Here is a 2,033-nt window from a genome sequence, read left to right on the forward strand (position 1 = left end):
GGTCGTCGTGTGCAATCTGGACGGTCGCATCCTGCTCTACAACAATCGCGCGCGCCCCACGGCCCGGCCGACCGCGCGCGCGAAATCGCCGTGAGTCCAGCCGTCCGCGCGGCCGTCGTCGGGCTCATAAATCTGTCCGATGCTCGCCGCGCGGTCGGCGGCGAGTGCGATGAGCAGGCGCGCCAGCTCCTCGACATAGATCGCCGACATCCGCCCCGGCGGGACGAGCGCGAGCCCGCGCTGCGCCATGCGGAACAGATCGAGCATTTCGGTGTCGCCGGGGCCGAACACCGCGGGCGGGCGCACGATCGTCCAGTCGAGCCCGCTGTCCTCGACGACTCTTTCGGCGCGTTCCTTCGACCAGCCATAGTTGGAGATGCCGGGCTCGCGCGCCGCGAGCGACGAGACATGGACGAAGCGCCGCACCCCCGCGCCGCGCGCCGCCTCGACGACATTCGCGGTCGCGACTGCGTTGCCCGCTTCGAAATCGGCGCGCGTCGGCACGTTCACCACCCCCGCGATGTGCATCACGGCATCGCTGCCCGCCGCCATGTCGGCGAGCGCTTCGGGCCGGTCGAGCGCGCCCGCGATCCAGGTGACGCCTTCGCGCGCGTCCTGCGGGCGGCGGGTGAGGGCGCGGACGTGCCAGCCCGCGGCGACCGCCTGTCGTAGCGTCGCCTTGCCGACGAAGCCGGTCGCGCCGGTCATCGCCAGCACCGGCGCCGTCACAGCAGCACCATATGGTCGCGGTGCACCATCGCGGCGCGCGGGGCATAGCCGAGCGCCGCCTCCTGCGCCTCGCGGCCGAGGCCGAGGATGGCGGTCGCGTCGGCGGTCGGATATTCGGACAGGCCGCGCGCGACGGTGCGACCGTCGGGCCCCGCGATGTCGAGGATGTCGCCGCGCACGAAGGCGCCGGTCGCGGCGGTGACCCCCGCGGCGAGCAGGCTCGCGCCGCCGCGCAGCGCCTTCACCGCCCCCGCGTCGATGGTCAGGCGCCCCTTGGCGGTGAGCCCGCCCGCGAGCCACGCCTTGCGCGCGCTCGCGCCCTTTTCGGCGACGAAGATGGTGTGGCGCGCATCGGTCGAAAGCGGCCGTTCGATCCGACCCGACGCGATGGCGAGGTGCGCGCCCGCCGCATTGGCGATGCGCGCCGCCGCGATCTTCGACACCATGCCGCCCGATCCCATGCCCGACGCCGAGCCGGTGTCGGCCATCGCCTCGATCGCGCCGTCGATCCGCTCGACCCGCGCGATGTGATTGGCGCCGGGCAGCGCGGGGTTGCGGTCGTAGAGGCCGTCGATGTCGGACAGCAGCACGACGCCGCCCGCGCCCGCCGCCTGCGCGACGCGCGCGGCGAGCCGGTCGTTGTCGCCGAAGCGGATTTCCTCGGTCGCGACGCTGTCATTCTCGTTGATGATCGGCACCACGCCGAGCCCGAGCAGCCGGTCGAGCGTCGCCGCGGCGTTGAGGTAGCGGCGGCGATGTTCGAGGTCGCCCAGCGTCACGAGCATTTGCGCCGCGGTCAGCCCTTCGGCGCCGAGCACCTCGGCCCAGACCTGGCTCAGCGCGATCTGTCCGGTCGCGGCCGCCGCCTGCGCATCCTCCAGGCTGGCGCGCCCGCCCTTGGCGAGCCCGAGCCGCCGCGCGCCGAGCGCGATCGCCCCCGACGAGACCACTGCGATCTGCTGCCCCGCCTTCGTCCGTTCGGCGATGTCGGCGGCGATCCCCGCCAGCCACGCGCGCCGCACCGCGCCGTCCGGATCGACGAGCAAGGCCGATCCGATCTTGACGATCAGGCGCGGGCAGGCGGTGGGGGCGAACAGGATCATGGCGCTGCCGATAGCGCGGAGATGGCCCTACGCCAATCCGAATGTCCTGTCAGACGCAATGGCGGTTCAGGGATGGGGAACGGCCCTAACCCATCCCCTCCTCTAAAGAGGAGGGGCTTAGGATGGCCGATCCCGGTCTCTTTCAGACTCTCGTCATCCCGGACTTGATCCGGGATCCATTCTCTCAGCGCTGGATGAATG

At 72.2% G+C, this 2,033-nt stretch carries 1 protein-coding gene and 1 pseudogene; both read right to left on the bottom strand.

The genetic code is table 11. The features are described 5' to 3' along the window. Positions 1–708, bottom strand: a pseudogene (locus tag OJI97_RS02195) (NAD-dependent epimerase/dehydratase family protein); the annotation flags it as partial. A 17-nt stretch (positions 709–725) separates the two neighbouring features. Continuing rightward, positions 726–1,832 (bottom strand): glutamate 5-kinase, encoded by a 1,107-nt coding sequence (gene proB / locus OJI97_RS02200; protein WP_297660688.1) that lies wholly within the window; start codon positions 1,830–1,832, stop codon positions 726–728. Between the last annotated feature and the right edge of the window lie 201 nt (positions 1,833–2,033).

This window comes from Sphingopyxis sp. (assembly GCF_025869345.1).
In the GTDB taxonomy this organism is placed as follows: Bacteria; Pseudomonadota; Alphaproteobacteria; order Sphingomonadales; family Sphingomonadaceae; genus Sphingopyxis.

Excerpts from the sequence above, each read along its gene's own strand:
- proB (WP_297660688.1), bottom strand. The coding sequence starts at position 1,832 with ATGATCCTGTTCGCCCCCACCGCCTGCCCGCGCCTGATCGTCAAGATC.